The organism is Verrucomicrobiota bacterium (assembly GCA_016871675.1).
GTDB lineage: Bacteria > Verrucomicrobiota > Verrucomicrobiia > Limisphaerales > VHCN01 > VHCN01.
In genome coordinates, this window is the sequence record VHCN01000045.1 from 21,040 (window position 1) to 28,052 (window position 7,013).

At 65.2% G+C, this 7,013-nt stretch carries 6 protein-coding genes; 3 read left to right on the forward strand and 3 right to left on the reverse strand.

All coding sequences use genetic code 11. The features are described from left to right. Nucleotides 1–5: 5 nt before the first annotated feature. Both FJ386_10480 and FJ386_10485 read right to left on the reverse strand, forming a co-directional pair. A complete protein-coding gene (locus tag FJ386_10480) occupies nt 6–1,997 on the reverse strand; it encodes a c-type cytochrome (protein MBM3877133.1) in 1,992 nt (663 codons plus the stop codon). Between the two features lie 46 nt (nt 1,998–2,043). After that, nucleotides 2,044–2,502 carry a hypothetical protein gene (locus FJ386_10485; protein ID MBM3877134.1) on the reverse strand — a complete coding sequence of 153 codons (459 nt, stop codon included), beginning with the start codon at nt 2,500–2,502 and terminating at the stop codon, nt 2,044–2,046. Nucleotides 2,503–2,694: 192 nt separating this feature from the next. On the opposite strand from FJ386_10485, the gene kdsB reads away from it, so the two are divergent. Genes kdsB through FJ386_10500 form a run of 3 tightly spaced genes read left to right on the forward strand, consistent with a single transcriptional unit; the run spans nt 2,695 to nt 6,316 of the window. Beyond that, nucleotides 2,695–3,438, forward strand: coding sequence for a 3-deoxy-manno-octulosonate cytidylyltransferase (gene kdsB / locus FJ386_10490; protein ID MBM3877135.1), 744 nt, complete (start codon nt 2,695–2,697; stop codon nt 3,436–3,438). Then, a complete protein-coding gene (locus FJ386_10495; GenBank protein MBM3877136.1) occupies nt 3,435–5,048 on the forward strand; it encodes a CTP synthase in 1,614 nt (537 codons plus the stop codon). The genes kdsB and FJ386_10495 overlap by 4 nt, the downstream gene beginning before the upstream one ends. Continuing rightward, a complete protein-coding gene (locus FJ386_10500; protein MBM3877137.1) occupies nt 4,574–6,316 on the forward strand; it encodes a bifunctional folylpolyglutamate synthase/dihydrofolate synthase in 1,743 nt (580 codons plus the stop codon). Before FJ386_10495 ends, FJ386_10500 begins: the two co-directional genes overlap by 475 nt. 219 nt (nt 6,317–6,535) lie before the next feature. Here FJ386_10500 and FJ386_10505 read toward each other — a convergent pair whose 3' ends face one another. Beyond that, nucleotides 6,536–6,898 carry a prepilin-type N-terminal cleavage/methylation domain-containing protein gene (locus FJ386_10505; protein MBM3877138.1) on the reverse strand — a complete coding sequence of 121 codons (363 nt, stop codon included), beginning with the start codon at nt 6,896–6,898 and terminating at the stop codon, nt 6,536–6,538. Nucleotides 6,899–7,013 lie beyond the last annotated feature (115 nt).

Consider the following 7,013-nt stretch of genomic DNA (forward strand, 5'->3'; position numbering starts at 1 on the left):
TTCCCCTACTGGACGGGCGGCGGCGTGACTTTGTCGCCGAGCCGCATGAAATGCCAGAGCGCGTCGAGTTGCTTCCGGGCGTCGCCGCCGAGCACGTCCATGAGCGGGCTCCTGCCGTCATCGTCGAAATACACCGGCATCTTCGTCGTGGGCACGATGCGGAGCGGATTGAGAATCCAGCGGTCGAAGTAGTCGCGCTGCAACCGTTCCGCCGGATACGCGAAATTCAATCCCTCCGCCTCGAACACCTGCGTCGCCTTCTGCGGGCCGGTGCTGTGGCACGAAGTGCAGGAGAAGCCGCCGTCGGTGCCGAGAAGTTTTTGGCCGACGGGCACAAGCTCGTTGTTGATCGGCCCCTCCACGGGCGTGGTCGCGGCGTAGCCGTGGCTCATCGCGAGGCCCACCGCGAGCGGCGCGGCGCGGCTGGCGAAGGACGGCATGCGGTGGTCGAGCCAGTGACGCGGCTTGTAAGTTAGCGTGCCGGCGAAGAGCTTCGTCATCCACTCGGGCTTCAGTTTGCCGCCCACGCGCTCGAGCGGGGGGAAGCCCTCGAGCTGGCCGTGGCAGGCGGTGCATTGCAACTGCCGTGATTGGCGCTCTGCGAACTCGACCGGCGCGAGACGGGAGAGCGGCGCCCGGTCTCCCGCGAGAAACGCCACCACGGCCTCGCGCACGGCCTCGTCTTGCGCGTAACGCGGGTGCCTGGCTCCCTCGGGTGGTTTCGGCGAAAGGCAGCCGAGCGGCTCGCCCGCGACCGCAAGCTGCGCGAGCGGCCTGGCCTTGAATTGGTTCTCCAACTTGAGCGCGTGGCAGTTGAGGCACCCGGTGGTCTGCAGCAGGTGTCTGCCGCGCGCAAGCGTGGCGGCGTCGGTCGGCGCGCCGCGCTGCTTGAACATCGGCGCGTCCGAGCGGATGAACGCGGCGAGGTGCTGCGCCTCCTCCGCGGTCATGTTGAATCGCGGCATGCGCGTCCACGCGAAGTGCTCGGCGGGATTCCGGATGAACTCGGCGAGCCGGCTCGGCGGGAACTTGGCGTTGACTTGCTTGAAGGGCAGCTTGCCGGGCTCCGGTTCGTTGCCGGGCACGACGTGGCAGACGCAGCACTTGAGTTTGTCGGCGAGCTGTTTGCCGGCCTCGACGGCGTCCGCGTCGGATGGCGCGGCTTGCTCTGCAGCCGGTGACGGGAGCGAAGCGAGGAAGGCGGCGATGGCGTCGGCGTCGTCTTTCGCCGTCGCCCCGTGCAGCAGCTTGGGCATGTGCGCCGTCGCGCGTTGCGACTTCGGGTCGAGGATCCACGACGCCATCCACGCGAAGTGCCGGCGCGAGCCGATGCCCTCGAAGGACGGCGCATCCATCGCGAGTTCAGGCGCGCCGTTGTCCGCGGCCGGAACCGCGTGACACTTCACGCACCGCGATTCGAACACCCCTTCGCGGCCGAGCCGCAGTTTCTCGGCCCGGGCGAGCGCGGCGTCGGCCGGCGATCGCGTGAGCAGTTGCCGCGGGATCGGCTCCCACAAGATGCCTTTCTCCGACCACTGCAAGCGGACTGTCGCGTCGCCTGCCGTGGACGAGAACGAAGCGCCGAGCACGTTCGCGCCTTTGCTGAGGCGGATCGGTCTTGTCGTGGCGAAGGACGCGACTCCCGGCCCCGGGTGGGCGACATCGAGAAGGTTGGTGCCGTTGAGCTCGAGTTTGAATCCGCCGCCCGAGAGTTCGACGCGGAAGAAAAAGTCACCGCGCAGGTCCACGACAAGGTTGCCGGACCACGCGGCGCTGAACGTTCCCGGTTCGAGAAATGGCGTCGGGGATTGGCCGGCCGGGACGTGGAGCCAGACGTTTGGCGCGGTCGTGGTGTCGGACTTTCCGCCGGACGTGAAGGTCAGGAGCAGCCCCGCCTCGGGCTTGGACTTGGCGGGTGCCTGCGCGCGGGCCGCGAGGAGCGCGAAGGTGAAGGCGGCAAGAACGGTGGCGAAAAGTGTGGGCTTCAACTTGCTCATCGGTGCGCGGCGCGCAGGACGGTTCTATCGCAACCCGACGGAAGGCTCAAGGCAACGCGTTGATCGTGTGCAGCACCTGCTGGTTGACCGCGGCGCCGTCGGCGGTCTTGAGCTTGAAGGCCAGCAGTTGCTGCATCACCGGTTTCACGTCTGCGATGGACAACGTCACCGTCCTGCCGTCGGCAGAGAGCATGGCGGCGGTGATGTCGAGCGGGTCGGTGCCGTTGCGCGCGGGGTCGGAGACGGAGACCTTCGGCGAGCCGTAGTGGCCGGTGCGTTTGTAGTTCCACGGCGACCCGGACCAGTTGCCGGTGTCCTCGGCGATGGACGTGTCGAGCGGCGGCGTGAACGTGAGCGTCACGCCGTTCCGTGCCACCTTCAGCCCGCTCACGGACACCACGGGCTTGCCGGTGAAGCGCACCCGGTCGAAGCCGGTCTCCTGCCCCGCGTTGCTTTGCCAGCCGCGGAGTCCTGCGACGCAAAGCTGGCCGTCGCGGTGAGACAACCTGTGAGGCAAGGCGCGGGTTTTGGATGGGATCTCATTCGAGCGGGGTTTCGTGCTGGTTCAAATCCACGACGCAGTCCCGGGCTTGTTTTGGACCCTTGGATTGAAAGTTGAATCCAGCCGCGAGGGTCACGTTCGGAACCGCCGGCAGATGCAGCTTCCATCCCGGCGCCACTGTGGTTTCATCGGCGCGTGCGAATTCTCGGCATCATCCCAGCGCGTTACGCCTCGACGAGGTTTCCCGGCAAGGCGCTGCACCCCATCGCAGGCAAGCCGCTCGTGCAGCACGTGGTGGAGCGATGCAGGCTGGCGAAGTCGTTGAGCGAAGTGATCGTGGCGACGGATGACGCCCGAATCGCCGACGTGGGGCGAATCTTCTGCCGCGTGGAGATGACGCGGGAGGACCACCCGAGCGGCTCGGACCGCATCGCGGAAGTTGCCGCGCGCTGCGAATGCGACGCGGTGATCAACGTGCAGGGCGACGAACCGCTGATTGATCCGGCGGTGATTGACGCGGTGGCCGGCGCGCTGGCGACGTGCGAGATGAGCACGGCCGCGACCCCGATTCGCAGGGTCGAGGATTACGACAATCCAAACGTCGTGAAAGTCGTTGTCAGCGCGGCCGGGCGCGCCTTATATTTTTCCCGGCGCACGATTCCGTTTGTGCGAGATGCCGCCGGCCGTTCCGCGGGTGAACAACTGGCGGCGTTTCCGTTTTTGAAGCACCTCGGGATCTACGGTTACCGGCGCGAGTCGCTGCTGAGGCTGGTGCGCTGCCCGGTTTCGCCGCTCGAGGCGGCCGAAAGGCTGGAGCAGTTGCGCGCGCTTGAGTGCGGCATCCCGATCGCCGTCGTGCGCGTGGATTACGACAGCGTGGGCGTGGATGCGCCGGGGGATGTGGCGCGGGCCGAGGCGATGCTGGCGGTTGGAACATGAAATACATCTTCGTCACGGGTGGCGTGGTGAGCTCGTTGGGCAAGGGCCTGACAGCGGCCGCGCTCGGCACGCTGCTGGAGAACCGCGGCATCAAGGTCGCGCTGCAAAAATTCGACCCATACCTCAACGTCGACCCCGGCACGATGAGTCCGTTCCAGCACGGCGAGGTTTACGTGCTTGACGACGGCGCGGAGACTGACCTGGACCTCGGCCACTACGAGCGATTCACCAGCACCAAGCTCACGCGCTACAACAACCTTACGAGCGGGCAGGTGTATCAGACGGTCCTCAACAACGAGCGCGAGGGGAAGTATCTGGGCAAGACGGTGCAGGTCATCCCGCATGTGACGGACGAGATTCAGCGCCGCATCCGCCTGATCGCCGAACAGTCAAAGGCTGACGTGCTCATCACGGAAATCGGCGGCACGACCGGCGACATCGAGGGGTTGCCGTTCCTCGAGGCCATCCGCGAATTTGCGCTCGAAGCCGGCCCGGGAAACGTGCTGTTCCTGCACGTCACCTACGTGCCGTTCATCAAGGCCGCGGGCGAGCTCAAGACCAAGCCCACGCAGCAGAGCATCGCCAAGCTCCGTGAAATCGGCATCGCTCCGCACGTGCTCGTCTGCCGTTGTGAGCGCCCGCTCGACAAGGCGCTGCGCCAGAAGATTTCCCTTTTCTGCAACGTCTCCTACGACGCTGTCATCGAAGAGAAGGACGTGGACCACACGATTTACGAAGTGCCGCTGATGCTCCAGCGCGAGCGGATGGACGACCTCGTGTGCCGCCTGCTGCACTTCGACGCGCCGCCCGCGAGCATGGCGCACTGGCAGGACATCATCCGCAAGCTCATCGCGCCGCAACACCGCGTCCGCATCGGTGTCGTCGGCAAATACATCGAGCTGCAGGACGCCTACAAATCCGTCTACGAAGCGATCATGCACGGCGGCGTGGCGAACGATTGCGGCGTGGAGATCGAGAAGATCGACGCCGAGGAAATCGAGAAGGAAGGCGCGGAGAAGATCCTAAGGGGACTCGGCGGCATCCTCGTCCCCGGCGGCTTCGGCGAGCGCGGCATCGAGGGGAAGATCCTGGCGGCGCAATACGCGCGCGAGCAGAAGCTGCCTTACCTGGGCTTGTGCCTCGGCATGCAGATCGCGACGATCGAGTTTGCGCGAAACGTCCTCGGCTTGAAAGGCGCGCACTCGACCGAGTTCGACGACACGACACAGCATCCGGTCATCTGCCTGCTCGACGCGCAACGAAACATCTCCCACAAAGGCGGCACGATGCGGCTCGGCGCGCAACCCTGCCAGCTCAAAGTCGGCAGCAGGGCCGCGCAACTCTACGGCTCCTTCGTGATTCACGAGCGCCACCGGCACCGCTACGAGTTCAACAACACCTACCGCGCGTCGTTCGAGGAAAACGGCTTGCACTTTTCCGGCACCTCGCCCGACGGCAAGCTCGTCGAACTCATCGAACTGAAGGACCACCCGTTCCTCGTCGCGAGCCAGTTCCATCCCGAATTCCAGAGCAAACCCAGCGCGCCGCACCCGCTCTTCAAGGGCTTCATCGCCGCGGTGCACCAGCACATGCACCAGAAGCCGCTGTGACCTACGGCGACGCGATTGAGTTCCTCTATGGGCTTCGGCTCTTCGGCGCGAAGTTTGGGCTCGAAAACACCCTTCGCCTCGCCGCGCAGGCCGGCAATCCGCACAGAAGCCTGCGCTTCATCCACGTCGCCGGCACCAATGGCAAGGGCTCGACGTGCGCGATGCTCGAGTCCATTTATCGCCACGGCGGACTGCGCGTTGGGCTCTTTACCTCGCCGCACCTCGTCTCATTTCGCGAGCGGATTCAGGTCAACCGGCAGCCCGTCCCTGAGGCGGACGTCGTGCGACTCGTCGCCGAACTGCAACCACTGCTCGCCAGGTTCCCCCGTGACCAGCATCCGACGTTCTTTGAAGTCATCACCGTGATGGCGCTGCGTTACTTCGCGGAACAGCGCTGCGAACTCGTCATCTGGGAAACCGGCCTCGGCGGACGGCTCGACGCGACGAACATCGTTACGCCGCTCGCCAGCGTCATCACGAACATCGGATTCGACCATCAGCAATGGCTCGGCACCACGCTCGCGGCGATCGCCGCCGAGAAGGCCGGCATCATCAAGACCGGCGTGCCGGTGCACACGGCCGCGGCGGATGCCGAGGCGCTTGCAGTCATCCACTCGCACGCAGTCCGGCTGAATGCGGTTGTGCACGTCTTGAGCGAGGCGAATCTAGGCCGGTGCCTGCCGGAGCATTGGATCGTGCCGCTCGCAGGCGCGCACCAGCGGATGAACGCGGCCCTGGCCGTGGCGGTGGTGAAATCGCTTGGCACGATCATCCCGATCCCCGCTGAAACCACGCGGCGGGGCGTTGAATCCGTCCACTGGCCCGGGAGGTTGCAGACTTTGACGGCACGTTCCGGCCAGAAACTCCTGCTGGATGGGGCTCACAACACGCCCGGGTGCGAGGCCCTGGCACGTGCGATATGCGACCTCTCGGCGGACACGCGCCCGGCGCTCGTCCTCGGCATGCTGGAGGACAAGGACAGCGGGACGATGTGTGCGCAACTTGCGCCGCTCTCGCAACGCATCGGGTTGGTGAGGGTCGCGAGCGCGCGGACCGCAGCGCCCGACGCGCTTGCAGCGCACTGCAGGCTGGCGAATTCCACCGCAGAAGTGAAGTGCTTCGATTCGGTCCGGCAGGCGCTCCTGTGGCTAGAAGCCGAGCCGCTCGTTGTCGTGACGGGCTCGTTGTATCTTGTCGGCGAGGTTCTCGCGTTGCTGAATCCCGACGGCACCAGTGCCGATGAGCGGGGGTTGAACGAGTGGAGATAGGCCCGCGCTGCGAATCCACTGTCAGCACCGGCGGACCCTTGCGCGCACCAGTTCTGGATTCTCGTCTTCCCGCCGGCAGACACTTGTCGAGGTTCTGTGGAAGAAAGATCCGATCGACGCGTCCGGGGTGCAGTAATTGTGACGCGCGTCGGGTTGGAAAATGAAGAGGGGCTTGGAGCCACTTTGCCCCAAGCCCCCTGAAGGGAATGAGTCAGCAACCTAGAGGGTGTGGCCAAGGGTGGTGCCCAGGTTACAGGTCGGACTCGCGCCGACGTTCGCGCCAGCCGTGTAGTTGCCACCGGAAGGGCAGGAGGGAAGCACCGATCCCTTGAGATACGCGAGCAGCGTGGCGTCCGTCAGCAGATAAGTGTCGGTGGCGGCCTTCTTGTATTCGAGCGCCCACTGGTCCTTTGCGCCGTCGATCTGCTTGAGGTTCGAGATGCAACTCTTCTGCTGGGCCGACGTGCGGGCCTTCACGAAGTTCGGGATCGCGATCGCGGCGAGCAGGCCGATGATGGCCACGACGATCATGATTTCCACGAGCGTGAAGCCCCCTTGGGAATTGCGGACGTTGGTCTTCATGGTGTTTGCCTTTCTCTGCGTGCGGCCGTGAACCGGCGAGAGGCGGGTTTATGATGAGTTTGGTCTTTGTCCACGTTATTGCCTGCTCGCCAACCGTGCGATCAGTTTAGCATGG